The sequence below is a fragment of the Mesorhizobium sp. B2-5-3 genome, assembly GCF_006441005.1.
Lineage (GTDB): Bacteria > Pseudomonadota > Alphaproteobacteria > Rhizobiales > Rhizobiaceae > Mesorhizobium.
In genome coordinates, this window is the sequence record NZ_VFUS01000001.1 from 496,047 (window position 1) to 511,129 (window position 15,083).

19 protein-coding genes are annotated in these 15,083 nt (G+C 64.4%); 7 read left to right on the forward strand and 12 right to left on the reverse strand.

Features of this window, described 5'->3' with window-relative positions; translation table 11 throughout:
• The first annotated feature begins 2 nt into the window (after nt 1–2).
• Together FJ867_RS02580 and rpsP are read left to right on the forward strand one after the other, a co-directional pair.
• On the forward strand, nt 3–329 hold the full coding sequence (locus FJ867_RS02580; RefSeq protein WP_140492160.1) for a chorismate mutase: 327 nt from the start codon (nt 3–5) through the stop codon (nt 327–329).
• Nucleotides 330–386: 57 nt separating this feature from the next.
• On the forward strand, nt 387–788 hold the full coding sequence (rpsP, locus tag FJ867_RS02585; RefSeq protein ID WP_140628282.1) for a 30S ribosomal protein S16: 402 nt from the start codon (nt 387–389) through the stop codon (nt 786–788).
• An 84-nt stretch (nt 789–872) separates the two neighbouring features.
• Here the strand turns inward: rpsP and FJ867_RS02590 are convergent, their stop codons facing one another.
• Nucleotides 873–1,136, reverse strand: a complete 264-nt coding sequence (locus FJ867_RS02590; protein WP_140492153.1) for a glycine zipper domain-containing protein — start codon at nt 1,134–1,136, stop codon at nt 873–875.
• A 276-nt stretch (nt 1,137–1,412) separates the two neighbouring features.
• Here FJ867_RS02590 and FJ867_RS02595 point away from each other — a divergent pair, with 276 nt between their 5' ends.
• Nucleotides 1,413–1,820 (forward strand): ACT domain-containing protein, encoded by a 408-nt coding sequence (locus FJ867_RS02595; protein ID WP_140524566.1) that lies wholly within the window; start codon nt 1,413–1,415, stop codon nt 1,818–1,820.
• A gap of 176 nt (nt 1,821–1,996) precedes the next feature.
• Here the strand turns inward: FJ867_RS02595 and FJ867_RS02600 are convergent, their stop codons facing one another.
• Complete coding sequence (locus FJ867_RS02600) at nt 1,997–3,031, reverse strand: aspartate-semialdehyde dehydrogenase (protein ID WP_140492147.1); 1,035 nt, start codon at nt 3,029–3,031, stop codon at nt 1,997–1,999.
• A 464-nt stretch (nt 3,032–3,495) separates the two neighbouring features.
• Between FJ867_RS02600 and FJ867_RS02610 the strand changes: the two genes are divergently transcribed.
• From FJ867_RS02610 to FJ867_RS02620, 3 genes are all read left to right on the forward strand, one after another.
• The gene (locus tag FJ867_RS02610; RefSeq protein WP_140816454.1) at nt 3,496–5,358 is read left to right on the forward strand and encodes a DEAD/DEAH box helicase; all 1,863 of its coding nucleotides are present in this window, start codon (nt 3,496–3,498) and stop codon (nt 5,356–5,358) included.
• Nucleotides 5,359–5,474: 116 nt separating this feature from the next.
• Entirely contained in the window at nt 5,475–6,188 is a 714-nt protein-coding gene (locus FJ867_RS02615) for a DUF805 domain-containing protein (RefSeq protein ID WP_140816456.1), read from the forward strand.
• 72 nt (nt 6,189–6,260) lie between these two features.
• Nucleotides 6,261–6,932 (forward strand): DUF805 domain-containing protein, encoded by a 672-nt coding sequence (locus tag FJ867_RS02620; RefSeq protein WP_140492135.1) that lies wholly within the window; start codon nt 6,261–6,263, stop codon nt 6,930–6,932.
• Here FJ867_RS02620 and FJ867_RS02625 read toward each other — a convergent pair.
• The 5 genes from FJ867_RS02625 to FJ867_RS02645 form a co-directional block, all read right to left on the reverse strand.
• Nucleotides 6,922–7,404 carry a GNAT family N-acetyltransferase gene (locus FJ867_RS02625; RefSeq protein ID WP_140492132.1) on the reverse strand — a complete coding sequence of 161 codons (483 nt, stop codon included), beginning with the start codon at nt 7,402–7,404 and terminating at the stop codon, nt 6,922–6,924. The genes FJ867_RS02620 and FJ867_RS02625 overlap by 11 nt on opposite strands.
• A gap of 5 nt (nt 7,405–7,409) precedes the next feature.
• Complete coding sequence (gene leuB, locus FJ867_RS02630) at nt 7,410–8,513, reverse strand: 3-isopropylmalate dehydrogenase (protein ID WP_140492129.1); 1,104 nt, start codon at nt 8,511–8,513, stop codon at nt 7,410–7,412.
• 248 nt (nt 8,514–8,761) lie between these two features.
• Complete coding sequence (locus FJ867_RS02635; RefSeq protein ID WP_140492127.1) at nt 8,762–9,112, reverse strand: VOC family protein; 351 nt, start codon at nt 9,110–9,112, stop codon at nt 8,762–8,764.
• A gap of 13 nt (nt 9,113–9,125) precedes the next feature.
• On the reverse strand, nt 9,126–9,509 hold the full coding sequence (locus FJ867_RS02640) for a RidA family protein (protein ID WP_140492124.1): 384 nt from the start codon (nt 9,507–9,509) through the stop codon (nt 9,126–9,128).
• A 111-nt stretch (nt 9,510–9,620) separates the two neighbouring features.
• The gene (locus FJ867_RS02645; protein ID WP_140816458.1) at nt 9,621–10,724 is read right to left on the reverse strand and encodes a saccharopine dehydrogenase family protein; all 1,104 of its coding nucleotides are present in this window, start codon (nt 10,722–10,724) and stop codon (nt 9,621–9,623) included.
• Nucleotides 10,725–10,850: 126 nt separating this feature from the next.
• Here FJ867_RS02645 and FJ867_RS02650 point away from each other — a divergent pair, with 126 nt between their 5' ends.
• Nucleotides 10,851–11,279 carry an Lrp/AsnC family transcriptional regulator gene (locus FJ867_RS02650; RefSeq protein WP_140492118.1) on the forward strand — a complete coding sequence of 143 codons (429 nt, stop codon included), beginning with the start codon at nt 10,851–10,853 and terminating at the stop codon, nt 11,277–11,279.
• Nucleotides 11,280–11,324: 45 nt separating this feature from the next.
• On the opposite strand, the gene FJ867_RS02655 is transcribed toward FJ867_RS02650, so the two are convergent.
• The 5 genes from FJ867_RS02655 to FJ867_RS02675 all read right to left on the reverse strand — a co-directional run bounded on the left by FJ867_RS02655 (nt 11,325) and on the right by FJ867_RS02675 (nt 15,021).
• Nucleotides 11,325–11,579 (reverse strand): DUF1344 domain-containing protein, encoded by a 255-nt coding sequence (locus FJ867_RS02655; RefSeq protein ID WP_140492115.1) that lies wholly within the window; start codon nt 11,577–11,579, stop codon nt 11,325–11,327.
• Between the two features lie 200 nt (nt 11,580–11,779).
• Entirely contained in the window at nt 11,780–13,150 is a 1,371-nt protein-coding gene (locus FJ867_RS02660) for a HAMP domain-containing sensor histidine kinase (RefSeq protein ID WP_140492112.1), read from the reverse strand.
• Nucleotides 13,147–13,830, reverse strand: a complete 684-nt coding sequence (locus FJ867_RS02665) for a winged helix-turn-helix domain-containing protein (RefSeq protein ID WP_140492109.1) — start codon at nt 13,828–13,830, stop codon at nt 13,147–13,149. Before FJ867_RS02665 ends, FJ867_RS02660 begins: the two co-directional genes overlap by 4 nt.
• A 103-nt stretch (nt 13,831–13,933) precedes the next feature.
• Nucleotides 13,934–14,731, reverse strand: coding sequence for a hypothetical protein (locus FJ867_RS02670; protein ID WP_140492106.1), 798 nt, complete (start codon nt 14,729–14,731; stop codon nt 13,934–13,936).
• 32 nt (nt 14,732–14,763) lie between these two features.
• Complete coding sequence (locus tag FJ867_RS02675; protein ID WP_140492103.1) at nt 14,764–15,021, reverse strand: hypothetical protein; 258 nt, start codon at nt 15,019–15,021, stop codon at nt 14,764–14,766.
• Between the last annotated feature and the right edge of the window lie 62 nt (nt 15,022–15,083).

A 15,083-nucleotide genomic window follows, 5' to 3' on the forward strand; every position in this document is an offset into this window, starting at 1 on the left:
CGATGAACGAGGAAAAGGACATGGCGGACGCCCGCACCATCCTGGCCGGCTACCGTGCTTCGATCGACAACATTGATGCCGCCCTCATCCACATGCTGGCCGAGCGCTTCCGCTGCACCAAGGCGGTCGGCCTGCTCAAGGCCGAGCATGGCTTGCCGCCGGCTGACCCGGCGCGCGAACAGCAGCAGATCGCCCGTCTTCGCCAGCTGGCGGACGATGCGCATCTCGACCCGGATTTCGCGGAGAAATTCCTCAATTTCGTCGTCCGCGAAGTGATCCGCCACCACGAACAGATCGCCGCTGCCAACGGCGTGACGAAAACCGGCTGAAGACAAGGATTTAGCCGCAACCCTACCAACGAAATCAGAGCTTTTAGGAGATAAGAAATGGCACTGAAGATCAGACTGGCCCGCGCTGGCTCGAAGAAGCGTCCCTACTACCACGTCGTCGTCGCCGACGCGCGCTCGCCGCGCGACGGCCGTTTCATCGAGTCGCTCGGCTCGTGGAACCCGCTGCTGCCGAAGGACGGCGAGCGCGTCAAGGTTGACGCAGAGCGCGTCAAGCACTGGCTGTCGCACGGCGCCCAGCCGACCGACCGCGTGCTGCGCTTCCTCGATGAGGCCGGCCTCGCCAAGCGCGACGCCCGTTCCAATCCGAAGAAGGCCGAGCCCGGCAAGAAGGCGCAGGAGCGCGCCGCGCTTCTGAAGAAGGCGCAGGACGACGCCGCTGCCGCCGTCGCGGCGGCTGCGGCCGCGCCGGCCGACGCGGAGCCCGCCACGGCCGAGTAATCGATCACCGATCGGCTTTTTCGAAACGGCGGGCCCTTAGCCCGCCGTTTTCTATTTTCGAATTCATTGGGCGGATGCTGCCGCTCAATAGCCGCTCGGGCAACGATCGACATAGACATGGCCGCGGCTGTCGCGATAACGGCAGCGGCCCGGTTCGCTGGCCCGCCCGATCAGCGCGCCGGCCACGGCACCGACCGCGCCGCCGACCACGGCGCCCTGGACGGGATCGCCCGCCACCGCCGCGCCGACCGCTGCTCCGCCCAGGCCGCCGACGGCCGCGCCTTTTTCCGTCTGCGAACAGGCGCCAAGCGCTGCCGTCAGCACCAGAATGGTCATGATTTTCTTCATTGTCGTTCCTCTCTCACGGGGATCGCCGTCCTCGCCGCCATGTTCCTAACTCCCAGGCGGCCGATTTGATCCCTAGACATTGAAGGCCGGCGCTTCGCCGCGCCTGCCAAGGCCATGCCGATCTCCGGCAAGCATATGAAATCGTTGATGCTCTCACGCCGCAGCGCAGTTCTCTCGCCGGGTTGTCCGTGCAGCGCGCCGGCGTGGCTATCGGCCCGCTTCGGTCGCGTATATGAAAAGCTGGCGGGCGTGGCCCGTCAGACAAGAGCAGGCGAGATGGCCGGAGAGACAGATCTGAAGACATTGCTGGCGTCGATGATGCCGCAATTGATTGCCGGCATCCATGTCTTCGCCACGCTGCCGGCGGGTGTATCGGTTCCGGAAGGACTCGAAGCGGTCATGCTGTTTCGCGAATGCGAAGGCACGACATTGATCCTGCCCGAAGACGAGGCGCAGGCAGCCGGGCTGGAAGCCGTTTTCCGCTGCCGCATGATAACGCTGAACATCCATTCGTCGCTGGAAGCCGTCGGCTTCCTCGCCGCCATCACCGCACGCCTCGCCGCCGCCGGCATGGGCGTCAATCCCGTCTCCGCCTTCTATCATGACCATCTGTTCGTGCCGGTCGACCGGGCCGAGGAAGCGATGAGGTTGCTGCGGGAACTGGCGGCGGAAAATCGGACATAGGCCGGCGCCCCCCTCATCCGCCTGCCGGCACCTTCTCCCCATATAAGGACGGGGGGAAGGTGAGCTAACGGCCGAAGGCCGAGCCCGCGACTGCGGGCCGCCGGTCGTCCGGCGCCCTCGCGGAGGGCCAGCCGCGGCAGCGGCGGTGCGGCCCGCGAGCGAAAGCCAAACAGCCGTCAGGCTGCCTTCTTCTTCGGCTGGATCAGGCCGCGCTCGACCAGCAGTTCGGCGATCTGCACTGCGTTGAGGGCGGCGCCCTTGCGCAGATTGTCGGAAACGATCCACATCGACAGGCCGTTGTCGATGGTCGAATCCTCGCGGATGCGCGAGATGAAGGTGGCGTCCTCGCCGGCCGATTCCAGCGGCGTGATGTAGCCGCCGTCCTCGCGCTTGTCCAAGACCTGGCAGCCCGGCGCCTCGCGCAGGATGTCGCGCGCCTCGTCGGCGGTGATCGGGTTCTCGAACTCGATGTTGACCGCTTCCGAATGGCCGATGAACACCGGCACGCGCACGCAGGTCGCCGTCAGCTTGATCTTGGGATCGAGCATCTTCTTGGTCTCGGCGACCATCTTCCACTCTTCCTTGGTGAAGCCGTCATCGAGGAAAACGTCGATATGCGGGATCACGTTGAAGGCGATGCGCTTGGTGAACTTCTTGACGTCGACCTGGTCGGCGACGAACACGGCGCGGGTCTGCGTGAACAGCTCGTCCATGCCTTCCTTGCCGGCGCCCGACACCGACTGGTAGGTGGCCACGACGATGCGCTTGATGGTGGCCGCGTCATGCAGCGGCTTCAGCGCCACGACGAGCTGCGCCGTCGAGCAGTTCGGGTTGGCGATGATGTTCTTGCGGGTGAACAGCGAGATCGCATCCGGGTTCACTTCCGGGACGATCAGCGGCACGTCGGCGTCGTAGCGGAAGGCCGAGGAATTGTCGATGACGACGCAGCCCTGCTTGCCGATCTTGGGTGACCATTCCTTCGAGACATTGCCGCCGGCCGACATGATGCAGATGTCGGTGTCGGAAAAGTCGTAGGTGTCGAGTGCGCGGACCTTCAGCGTGCGGTCGCCGAACGACACTTCCGTGCCCTGGCTGCGGCGCGAGGCAAGCGCCACCACTTCGCTGACCGGAAAACCGCGCTCTTCCAGTATGTTGAGCATTTCGCGGCCCACATTGCCCGTGGCGCCAACTACCGCAACCTTGAAACTCATAAAGATCTCCTATCCCTCTCCGCTTGGTTGTTGGAGAAAACCCGCCGGCCAGGTGCGGGTTCCGTCCCCCGGGCCGAACCCGGGAGAGGGTGGTCAGGCCAAGGGAAATCACACCGTTTTGGTGGTGGTTTTGGCCGTTACTTTGCTGGAACGGGGGGACGCGCCGAAACGCCCGGCGCAATGATGCTCATCGCGGCTGGGGGCATCGAATGCAAGAAGAGCCATCAAAAGGCCGCGCATCGAAAAACGATCCCGTTCGAAGCGGGCTTTTACGCGGTTTGCGGCAGGAGTCAATCAGTGGTGTTTCTTCCTTCCCTCCTTGCGGGAGAAGGGAAGGCGGTGCCGCCTGCCCTGTACAAGAGCGGCGCCAGCAAGTACGAACGGGCGAGATCGTCTGGCTGGCGCTGCGCCAGCCCTGTATGTGCTCCATGATGAGCGCAAGCCCTGAATTCCGAAAGAGCGAGATGTCCAACTTCGAAGCACTTGTTCCTGCGCTGGCAAAGGCGCTGGAAAAACGCGGCTATGCCGAACTGACGCCGGTGCAGAAGGCGGTCCTGGAGCTTGGCCAGGCCGACGCGCTGGTGTCGGCGCAGACCGGTTCCGGCAAGACGGTGGCCTTCGGCCTTGCCATGGCGCCGACGCTCCTCGGCGGCGCCGACCGCTTTGCCCATGCCGCGGCCCCGCTGGCGCTGGCGGTGGCGCCGACGCGCGAGCTGGCGCTGCAGGTGACGCGCGAACTGGAATGGCTCTACGAGCTGACCGGCGCCACGGTCGCCTCCTGCGTCGGCGGCATGGACATGCGCACCGAACGGCGCGCGCTGGAGCGCGGCGCCCATATCGTCGTCGGCACGCCCGGGCGGCTGCGCGACCACATCACGCGAAACTCGCTCGACATGTCGGCGCTGAAGGCGGTGGTGCTGGACGAAGCCGACGAGATGCTCGATCTCGGTTTTCGCGAGGACCTGGAATTCATCCTCGACGCCGCCCCCGCCGAGCGCCGCACGCTGATGTTTTCGGCCACCGTGCCGCGCTCCATCGCAACCCTCGCCCAGGGCTATCAACGTGACGCCGTGCGCATCTCGGCCGCCGGCGAGGAGAAGCAGCATCTCGACATCGAATACCGGGCGCTCAGCGTCGCCCAGGCCGATCGCGAGAACGCCATCATCAATGTGCTGCGTTTCTACGAGGCGAAAAACGCGCTGGTGTTCTGCAACACCCGTGCCGCCGTCAACCATCTCACCGCACGCTTCAACAACCGCAATTTTTCAGTCGTCGCGCTCTCGGGCGAGCTCAGCCAGAACGAACGCAGCCACGCGCTGCAGGCGATGCGCGATGGCCGCGCCAAGGTCTGCATCGCCACCGACGTCGCGGCGCGCGGCATCGACCTGCCCAATCTGGAGCTGGTCATCCATGCCGACCTGCCGACCAACCCGGAAACGCTGCTGCACCGAAGCGGCCGCACCGGACGCGCGGGTCGCAAGGGCGTCAGCGCGCTGATCGTGCCCAACAGCGCCCGCAGGCGAACCGAACGCCTGCTGGCGAGCGCAAAGCTGACCGCGACATGGGCAAGTCCGCCATCCGCCGACGACGTGATCCGCCGCGACGACGAGCGCATCCTTGCCGATCCCGCCTTCGATGAACCGGTGAAGGACGACGAACGCGGCTTCATCGACGCGCTTCTCGCCAAGCACGGCGCCGAGCAGGTGACGGCCGCCTTCGTGCGGCTGTGCCGCTCGAGCCGCTCGGCGCCAGAGGATCTGATGGACGTCGCGCCGTTCACGCCGTCGCGTGAAAGACCGGCGGGCGAAAACTTCGCGCGCCGCGACGAGGCGCCCAGCCGCCGCGACGATTTCGGCGCCAGCGTCTGGTTTTCGCTGTCGGTCGGGCGCCGGCAGAATGCCGAGCCACGCTGGCTGATTCCGATGCTGTGCCGCACCGGCAGCATCACCAAGCGCGAGATCGGCGCCATCAAGATGCAGCCGGAAGAGACCTTCGTGCAGATCGCCGCCGACTGGGCCGACCGTTTCCTCGCCGCCGTTGGTCCCAACCGCAAATTGCAGGGTAACATCGTGGTGAAACGGCTGGACGGCATGCCGGACCTGTCGCGCGCCGGCTACCAGCCGCCAGGTCCGGACAAGAAACCGCATCGCGGCAAGGCGCCGTTCGACCCGAACGCGCCGAAGCGCAAATTCGAGAAGCGCGCGCCGGCTGGCGACCAGCGCCCCGCCGCATCGGACGCGAAGCCCTGGGCGAAAAAGCCGGGCAAGCCGAAATTCGACAACGCCGGACCGCCGAAACACAAGAAGGCGAAGAAGCGGCCGAGCTGATATCTCCCGGCCATATCGTCACGATGCTGTCGGGCCAGCCGTCGCATTTTCATGCCCGCCCCTTGCGATCCGCCGGAACTTTGAACAGTCTGGTCGGGCGTTCGGGGGATCGGGGCATGCGCGGCGAAGTTCTTCACTATGACGAGGCTCAGGGCTTCGGCTTCATCACCGGGGCGGATGGCGAGCGCTATACGTTCGCGCGTGAGGATCTGCGCCGCGAAATCGCAATTGCCCGAGGCACGGCCGTTGAATTCCAGCCCGGCGGCGGCCAGGCGCGCGACATCTTCCCGGCCGGCGCCCAATCCGCGCCTCCAACCGGCGTGGCCGCCGCCGCCGATGCGCGAGCCGGTGCGTCCGTCTCTTCCGCTGCTCAAATCGCACAGCCGCGGCATTTTGGCCGGGCCGCCAGCACCGGGCCGGCCGAGCCCGGCCTGTGGGGCTATTTCTGGCGCGGCATCACCGAGAATTATTTCAACTTCACCGGCCGCGCCCGCCGCAAGGAATACTGGGCCTATTGCCTGTTCTGGTTCGTCGCACTGCTGGCAGTGACCGGCATCGGCATTTTCGCCGATGCCGCTATGGGCAATCTCGACGACGCTGAAATGCCGGCGGTGACGATTGGCCTGTTCGGCCTTTTCCTACTTGCGACCTTTCTGCCTGGCCTCGGCATGACCGTGCGTCGCCTGCATGATATCGGCCTGACCGGCTGGCTTTTCCTGGTGATCCTGATCCCCACCATCGGCAGCCTGATCATCCTGGTCTTCGCGCTCATCCCGACCCAGGCCCGGGAGAACCAGTGGGGACCGGTGCCGGCGGGCGCCAGAACGTAGTCCTGCGTGCGTATTGCAATTACATGCAACTTTAAGTAGCGTCTCGCGACGCAATGTGAAATGGGGCAGAGCATGCGCGGGACGGTGTTCCACTATGACGAAGGCCAGGACTACGGCTACATCAACGGAACCGACGGCAAACGCTACATCTTTTCCCGTATCGATTTCAGCCTGGAACTGCCCCTCGGCAGGGGTACCCTTGTCGAGTTCCAGCCGGGCGACGGCACGGCGCACAACATTGTCGCCACGGCCTCGGCCGCATCGTCGTCAACCACCGGTCAGCCACGGCAGACCAGCCGTTCTGCCCGAAGCCGGCCCGCCTACTCCACGGGGCTGTGGGCTTATTTCTGGCGCGCGGTGATCGCGGATTATGGCAATTTCACCGGACGCTCCCGCCGCAAGGAATTCTGGGCCTTCTGGCTATTCTACACCCTCGGGGTGCTCGCGCTTTTCGGCTTCGGGATACTTGTTGAACTGGCGATCAACGGCTTCGAAACCAACGCGGACAGGACGCCGATGGGGTTCATAGGGTTCATACCCCTACTGGTGTTCTTTTCGGGATTGATCCTGCCTTGCATTGCGCTCCTCGTACGGCGTGCGCATGACGCCGGCCTGAGCGGCTGGTTTGCCCTGCTTTGCTTCATCCCGCTCATTGGCGGCATCGCCGTGCTAGTCTTCGGGCTTATGCCGCCTCAGCTGGGCGAAAATCCTTGGGGACCGGTGCCGGCGGGCGTCAGGGTCTGACCGCCCCCAGCGCCTCGCCCGAAAGCCTGAGAAAGATCTTCTGGCCGTGGCGTTCGGCGCCAAGCCGGTCGTAGAAGCGCAGCGCGCCTTCGTTCCAGTCCTCGGTGGTCAGGTCGATGCGGCCGATGCCGTGGCGCCGGCAATGGTCGGCGAGAAAGCCGACCAGCGCCCGGCCGACGCCGGCGTTGCGAGCCTTGTCGCGCACGAACAGATCCTTGAGGAACAATAGCCGCTCGAGGTCGATGCCGGGATGCGCGATCGCCACAGATGCCAGGCCGCTGATCTCGGCCCCGACGAAAGCCAGCGCGAAATGCGGATAGGCCGGGCTTTCCTCGCCCAGCCATTTGCGTGCCGCCGACAAGGCGCGCTCGTGGTCGAGCGGCGGCTGCCGGTAATGCACCGCCATGTCGCACAGCATCGTGGCGAGCGCCGTCGCGTCGCCGGCCGTCGCCCAGCGGACGTCGACCGTCATGGGGGTCAGCCCAGGAACTTGGCGATGATCGCGTCGCCCATCTCGACGGTGCCGACCTCGGTCATGCCAGCCGAGAGGATGTCCTTGGTGCGCAGCCCGTCGTCGAGCACGGCGGCGATTGCCGCTTCGAGCTTGTCGGCTTCATCGACCATGGCGAAGGAATAGCGCAGGCACATGGCGAAGGAAGCGATCATGGCGATCGGGTTGGCGATGCCCTTGCCGGCGATATCGGGCGCCGAACCGTGCACCGGCTCGTAAAGCGCCTTGCGCTTCTTGGTCTTGGCATCAGGCGCGCCGAGCGAGGCGGAAGGCAGCATGCCGATCGAGCCGGTTAGCATGGCGGCGATATCTGACAGCATGTCGCCGAACAGGTTATCGGTGACGATGACGTCGAACTGCTTGGGCCAGCGCACCAGTTGCATGCCGCCGGCATCGGCCAGCATGTGGTCGAGCTTGACGTCGGAATATCGGGCCTTGTGGGTCTGGGTGACGACCTCGTTCCACAACACGCCGGACTTCATGACGTTGCGCTTTTCCATCGAGGTGACATGGTTCTTGCGCGTGCGCGCCAATTCGAAGGCGACGCCCGAAATGCGCTCGATCTCGAACGTGTCGTAGACCTGGGTGTCGATGCCGCGCTTCTGGCCGTTGCCGAGATCGATGATCTGCTTGGGCTCGCCGAAATAGACGCCGCCGGTCAGTTCGCGCACGATCAATATGTCGAGGCCTTCGACCACCTCTTGCTTCAGCGAGGAGGACGCCGCCAGCGCCGGATAGCAGATCGCGGGCCTGAGATTGGCAAACAGCTCCATGTCCTTGCGCAGGCGCAGCAGGCCGGCCTCGGGGCGAACCTCGTAAGGCACGGCATCCCATTTCGGCCCGCCGACGGCGCCGAACAGCACGGCGTCGGCGGCAACAGCCTTTTCCATGTCGGCATCGGAAATCGCGGCACCATGTGCATCGTAGGCGCAGCCGCCGACCAGCCCCTCGTCGGTGGCGAAGCCGCTGCCGAGCTTCTCGTTCATGGCCGCTATCAGCTTCTTGACCTCGGCCATGGCCTCGGGGCCGATGCCGTCGCCGGGAAGCAGGAAGAGATGTTTCGAAGCCATGGAGAGCCGTCCCAGAAAGAATGCGTTTCGATTTTGCACAGCATCCTTCGCGCGCCAATGAGGCGCGCGGCGCTGTGCGACCGCGGCCTTGCTAACCGCCAAGCGGTTGCGACGCAAGGAGGAACAATTGCCGAAGGCGGCTAAGTGCGTAATCTCCCCCTTTGAGGGGGAGATGGCCGGCAGGCCAGAGGGGGGCGCTGTCCGCCAACATGTCCAGGTCTGCAGTCGCCTCGGCGCTTTGCAGATATTCACCGATGCGAGAGAATGTTGACCAGCCGACCGAAAGGATCGCGCACATAGAAGCGCCGCACGCCCCAGGGCTCGTCGGCCGGTCCGTATTCGATGGCGAAGCCGGCTGCCTTCATGGCGTCGAGTGCGGCATCAACGTCGTCGACCTCGATCGACAGGTCCGGCACCGGCGTGCCCGACCCGCCTTGCGCCATGAAGCTGACCTGTACCTGCATCCTTTCCTCGGACCCGTAGGTGACGATCCAGCCTTGATCCATGAGCATATCGAGGCCGAGCACGTCATGGTAGAAGCGCCTCGCCGATGCCGCATCCTTTGTTTCGATATTGGCTACGATACGCCGCACTGCCATGACATTGGCCTCCTCAGTCTGTGCGCCGAAGCGCCGTCACCTCGATTTCGATCTTCATCTCCGGCCTGTTGAGCTGGCACACGATCATCGTTGCCGCCGGCCTGATCTCGCCGAACGCTTCGCCGAGAATGGGGAACACCACGTCGACGAAGGCCCGGTCGGTTATGTAGTAATGCGCGCGCACCACATCCTCCATGCCGAAGCCGCCGTCCAGCAAGGCACTGGCGATGGTTGCCAGGCAGTTGCGCGTCTGCGCCTCGACCGTTTCCGGCATCGTCATCGAGGCATAGTCATAGCCGGTCGTTCCGGACACGAAACACCAGTCGCCCTGCACCACGGCGCGCGAATAGCCGGCGGTCTTCTCGAAGGGCGAACCGGTGGAGATCAGCTTTCGCATGGCATCCTCGCAAAGGGGTGTTGGCAACCACTTTGCGGGCAAAAGCCTCGCGCGGCCATAGGCCAGACGGAGCTGGCCGTTGTCCCGATGACCTTGATCGTCCGCTGGGCCTCAGCTCGCCAGCCGGCTGACCATCTCGTGCTGGGCGTAGGCCCGGCCGAAGCGGTTGGCGAGGAAGGCGTCGAGCGCGATGTCCTCCTGCTTGACGAAGCCGGTCGCCGGCAAGGTACCGTCGGCCAGCATGTCGAGCACGGCGCAGATTCCGGATGCCGTGGTGATCTGGATGGCGCTGCGCACCGTCTGGCCGACCCGCTTCGAATAGATCTTGTTGGCGTAGGTCTCCTGCAGCAGGCGGCCGTTCTTGCGCCCCGAGACGGTGACGAAGACGATGACCACGTCCTGCAGCGTCGCTGGCAGTGCGCTTTCGAAAATATCCTTCAGCACCTCGCGGCGGTGGCGCAGGCCGAGGTCGTTGAGCAGCGCCTTCATGATGGCGGCGTGGCCGGGATAGCGGATGGTGCGATAGTTGAGCGTGCGCACCTTGCCCTTCAGCGTCTCGGCCAGCGTGCCGAGCCCGCCGGAGGTGTTGAAGGCCTCGTAGGTCACCCCGTCGAGCGAGAATTCCTCACGCTCCTCCAGCGGCGGCACCTCGACCAGCTCGCCCTCGACGATCGCCTCGCAGGGCTCGCAATATTCGTTGATGACGCCGTCGGTGCTCCAGGTCAGATTGTAGTTCAGCGCGTTCGAAGGATATTGCGGCAGCGCGCCGACCCGCATGCGCACGCTCTCCAGCGTATCGAAACGGCTGGCGAGGTCGTTGGCGACGATCGAGATGAAGCCCGGCGCCAGCCCGCATTGCGGAATGAAGGCGCTGTTGGCCGAACGCGCCAGTTCCTTCACGCGCCGGGTCGAGACGACGTCCTCGGTGAGGTCGAGATAATGCACGTCGGCGCTTGCGGCGGCTTCGGCGATGCGCGTGGTCAGATGGAAGGGAGCGGCGCTGAGCACCGCGAATTTTCCGGCGAGCGCAGCTTCCAGCGTGCCCGCGGCCGCGATGTCGAGTTCCAGCGTCTCGACCCCGTCAGGCAATTCGGCCGCGGCAAGCTGCGCGGCCGAGCGGTCAACGAGAGTGACGTGATAGTCCCCGGTTGAAAACAGCATCTCGGCAATGGTCGAGCCGATCTTGCCGGCGCCAACGACAACAATTTTCTTCATGACCCGGTTCCCTCGCCCGACAGTTGATTTGTCCCGCTACAATCGCGGCTTGCCGGACGAAAGGAAGCGTGGAATTGTACGAAATGAAGTACCCTTTTTGTCGATATGCCGACCAGGTTCGTTGAAATGCTCAGTGATGCCGACCAGGCCCTGCTTGCCCTGTTGCGCGAGAACGCCCGCGCCTCGACCGCCGCTCTGGCGCGCCGGCTCGGCGTGTCGCGCACCACGGTGCAGAGCCGCATCGAACGGCTGGAGCAGCGCGGCATCATCGCCGGCTACGGCGTCAAGCTTGCGCCCGATTATGAACAGGGACTGGTGCGGGCGCATGTGCTGCTCACCGTGACGCCCAAGCTCGCCGACAAGGTGGTGCGCAGCCTGCGCGCCCTGGCGCCGGTCAGGACGCTGCATTCGGTGAGCGGCAATTTCGACATGATCGTCATCGCCGACGCGCCGTCGATCAAGGACCTGGACACGCTGCTCGACCAGATCGGCGCCCTCGAAGGCGTCGAGCGGACATCGTCGTCGATCATCCTGTCGACGCGGATCGATCGGTGATCACCGGTGAAAAACCGGGCCGCAGGCGGCCCGGTCGTGCCGCCTTTACTTGGCAGGCTGGATGTTCGAGACCAGCGATTTGCCGGATTTCGTCGAATAGGTGACGATCACCTTCTTGCCGGGCTTCAGCGTCTCGACCTCTATGCCCTCCGGCAGGTTCAGCGTCTTGCCGTCGGCCAGCGTGATGGCGTCGCCCTTTGCATCGACATTGACGATGGTGCTGGTAACCGTCCTTGCAAGGGCTGCCGTCGAGGATGCGGCCGCCAGCACTGTCGCGGCGGCGATGACGAATTTCCTCATGGTCTTTTCTCCTAACGCTTGTTGTGGTGCCGAAGTGGTTCGGCATCGAGGGGTCGGAACGATTACAGTTGCCGCCCCGCTTCCCCCGGACCGAGAGAAGATCGGTCGATCCTAGCGAGGCGAGTTGTCGGGCAGCTGGCCGGCGCCTTACGGATCCGTAAGACCGGGATGACGGACAGAGGATCCAGGTCTATCGCCGGCTAACCCGACGCCAGCGGGAAACTCACCATCACGGCGAGACCCGGCCGGCAGTCCTCAAGCGTGATCGATGCGCCGTGCAGGTCGGCGATGGCCCTAACGAGGCTGAGGCCGAGGCCGCTGCCTGGCGTCGAGCGGCTGTGGTCCAGCCGGTAGAGCCGCTGGAACACTTTTTCACGCTCGTACGCCGGGATGCCAGGACCGTTGTCGGCGACTCTGGCCAGGATATGCTCGTCCCGGCGTTCGGCCGACAATTTGATCGCGGTGCCGGGCGGGCAATGGCGCAGCGCATTCTCGACCAGGTTGGCGAACATCTGCATCAGCAGCTCGCGATCGCCATGGATCCGGTCCGTCGTCCCGTCCAGCCGCTGCGACGACAGCGACTTGCAGTCGTCCTCTGCCACCTCGGTGTAGATCTCGGCGATGGTTTGCAGAATCTCGCCGAGATCGACATCGGTAAAGCGCGCCTTGCGCGCGCCAGCCTCGATCTGTGCAATTCTAAGCAGCGCGTCAAAGGTCTCGTTGATCTGGTGACCCTCCGCGCGCGCGTCGGCCAGGTCGCCGGAGACATCCTGATCCTGCGCCGCCTTGTCGGCCGCGCCCTCCAGAATCATCTGCAGCCGATTGAGCGGCGTCTTCAGATCGTGCGCAATGTCGGCGCTGACCTGCTTCATGCCTTCGACCAGCGCCGACAGACGATCAAGAGCCGCATTGACCTGATTGGACACGACGTCGATGTCGTCGCCATTGCCGGTCAGTGGAATGCGGGTATCCAGCCGGCCATGCGAGACATCCACCATAGTGGCGGCAATGCCGTCGAGCCGGCGCTGAACGCGCGAGGCGAGCAAGGCGCCGCCGGCCACCGCCAGCCCGGCGATGATCAGCGTCGCCCAGCCGAAGCTCATCAGTATGATAGTTTCCAGTTCCTCCGTCTCGGACAGGCTGAAGGCGATCGTCAGATTGTTGCCGCCAATCGAGCCGGAATAGGCACGGTATTGGGCACCGGCCGGCACACCGGGCATTTTTGCGTCGAGCATCGAGAACCCGTCGGGAACTCCAGCCGCGGTGAAGTTGCCGGCCAGACGGTTGCCGGCCGCGTCGGTCAGCGAAAAGAGCTGTTCCTTCTTGGAGCTGAGCTGCGAATGACTCTCGACCGTGGCGATCAGGTCCTCGAGGTCGCTCTCGGTATACGTTGCGGCGACGACCGAGTAGGTTTCCCTGATGGTTTCGTCGAGCCGTCCCGCAAGATCGGCGCTCATCATCCGGTAGACGATGGCGCCGGACAGCACGAAAGCCAGCATGAACAGGAAGGCGAACGTCAAGGCGAGCCGGAACGGCGTGCTGCGCGGCAGCCGGGACCATGTTGCGGTCATGGTGAAAGCGGTGCGTGCAGGCTGTAGCCGGTATTGCGGACCGTATGGATGAGCTGGGTTTCGAAAGGCCTGTCGATCTTGGCCCGCAAGCGGCTGATATGGGTCTCGACGACGCTGGTCCTGGGATCGAAATGGAAATCCCAGACGCGCTCCAGGAGCATGGTGCGGGTGATCACCCGGCCCTCGCCGCGCATCAGCACTTCCAACAGGCTGAACTCACGCGGTTGCAGGTCGATCGGCTGGCCCTGCCTGGCAACGCGGCGCATGATCAGGTCCATTTCGAGGTCGGCTACCCGCAGAACGGTCTTCTGCTCCAGTGCGGCCGGCCTGCGGCCGAGCGCATTGATGCGGGCAAGCAATTCGGAAAAGGCGAAAGGCTTGACCAGATAGTCGTCGCCGCCAGCCTCGAGGCCCTCGACACGGTCGTCGATGCCGCCGACGGACGTGAGAAAGATCGCCGGCGTGCGCACGCCCGCCGCACGGACCGCCTTAACCATCGACAGGCCGTCGAGGCCTGGGATCATCCGGTCGGCCACGATCACGTCATAGCCGCCGCTGGTCGCGGCGAAGAGCGCGTCGTGCCCGTTGCGCAATAGGTCGCAGACATGGCCGGCCTCGGTCAGGCCCCTGACGATGTAGTCAGCCGTCCTGTGGTCATCCTCGACAAGAAGAAGTCGCATCGCTGTTCCGGTTGATTGCCGATGTTGGGAACAGGCTAGCACCGGCGTGGGTCCGTTCCTAGGATGGCACGTGGCCGGTAAGCTCGGCTGCGCTTGTCCGGCGTCAGTCCGATTCCAGCAAGATCTCGTCGGCATCGTCTGCGGTCTTCTTCAGCGTCATGTAGAGAACCAGGGCAATGATGCAGCCGAGGAAGATCAGGCTGGTGAAGGTGGTGCCGAAACCGAGGCCGCCATATTCGACTGGCTGCGACAGCAGATCGCCGAAGGAGGCGCCAAGTGGCCGCGTCAGGATATAGGCGAGCCAGAAGGCGAGAATGCCGTCCAGATGAAGCAGGTAATAGGCACCCGCGATGACCGCGATTACGCCGCCGAACAGCAGGCCGGTCGTCAGGTAGCCCATGTCGAAGCTCTCGGCGACGAGATCGCCGGCGGCGGTGCCGAGCGAGAAGGTGAACAGGATCGCCAGCCAGTAGAAGATCTCGCGCCGGGTGGTGAAGATGGTGTGGATCGACAGCGTCCGCTCGCTTGCATACCAAACAGCGAATGTGGCGGCGAGCATGACGGTGAAGGCGATCGTGGTCGTTTCGAGACGCACGCCGAAATTGTCGACCAGATTGTCTGATATCAGCGTGCCGACGACGCTGATCAGCACCACCGCCAGCCAGTAAGCCCAGGGCACGTAGCGTTTCTGGGCGAACTGGAGGGCAAGGGCAACGACTAGGACGCCGGTCATGATCAACGACGTGGCGGTCAGCCCAAGGCCAAGGTTGACGGCGAGATAGTCAGCCGCCGTCTCGCCCATGGTCACCGCCATCAGCTTGATCAGCCAGAAATCGGCGGTGACGTCCGGGACCCTGTTGTGGGTCGATCCGGCGGGCTTTTGCGCGTTGGAAGTGAGCATGGCGGATGTCCTGCGGTTTGTGATTCGCGGACTTACTTGCCTATGACCTTCATGGCCTGGGCGAAGAAGTCGTCGGCGCGCTTATCATCGTCGGCATTGCAGCGTTCGATGCCCTGGGTCTCCAGTTCCGAGACCTTCGCCTTGTCGGAGGCGCCGAGCTTAACCGTAGCCTCCGCCGCGCGAAGAGCCTTCAGTGTGTCCTCGCAAGGTGCGGTGGCGGCGAAAACGGGCGAGATCGAAGCCGAGACAGCGAGGCTGCCCACCGCAATGGCAAGTGCAAATCTTCTCATCAAACCAGTCCCTGTCCGATGCCGGTGGTCCGGCGGCCATAGTTGATGTCGGCCCATGGCGG